Genomic DNA, 760 nt, shown 5'->3' on the forward strand with positions numbered 1-760 from the left:
TGCGGAAACGGAATGGGCCTGTGCCCGGCTCCGGTTGCCAAGTCCGGATGTGCCGTCGATCAGTTCGGCGATGCTGTCACGGAACCGGCGCGCATCCTCGCGCCGGGCAGCATCGGTCTGAGTCGCGTCGCGCTCGCCCAGATGGCCGGCCATGATGTTCGCCTCGATCAGCGCCATGCGCTGCACGACCTCCGCCAGCCACCGCATCCGGGCCTTGTCGTCGCCGATCTGCTCTTCGATGATCTGCAGCGTCAGCCCGTGGGCATAGGCCAACGCGGCAAGCAGGGCCTGAAGCGGCATTTTTGCGCGGTGCGAATCGGCGGCATAGCGTCGTGCCGTCTGTACCCATTCGTCACCCAGCGGATTGACATATTTGACCAGCGCATAACGGGCGGAAACCATTACGGCTTCGGCCGTTCGCTGTTCGTCATAATAGCCGCGAATGCCCTCGGCTGCGGGTAGCGACAGGTAATGGCGCCAGAAACTCTGGCCAAGCTCGATCGATCGATCGCCGATCAGCTCGCCGACCTCGCGCGCTCCGGCGACCAGCCTGCCGTCCCAGTCATAGGCGCGCAGGCGATCCGCAACGGATCGCTCGTCCCGTGCCCATTGCCCGACCCTTGCGGATTTTGCAGCCGCCATTTCCCCTCCCCCAACCGCTCTTTATGCGGCAACCTTTGCCACGAATTCTCCGGCTCCGGTCTTCAGCGAACCGAGTTCGCTCTCCAGCACGGCAAAACCCTGACCGACGCGCTCGATG

The 760-nt window shown here is 64.2% G+C and carries 1 pseudogene; it reads right to left on the minus strand.

The features are described from left to right. Positions 1–642: pseudogene (locus tag ACNI3Q_RS14655) on the minus strand (methyl-accepting chemotaxis protein); the annotation flags it as partial. Positions 643–760 lie beyond the last annotated feature (118 nt).

Origin of the sequence: Sphingomonas eleionomae, from assembly GCF_049889035.1 — a bacterium.
Taxonomy (GTDB): Bacteria; Pseudomonadota; Alphaproteobacteria; order Sphingomonadales; family Sphingomonadaceae; genus Sphingomonas.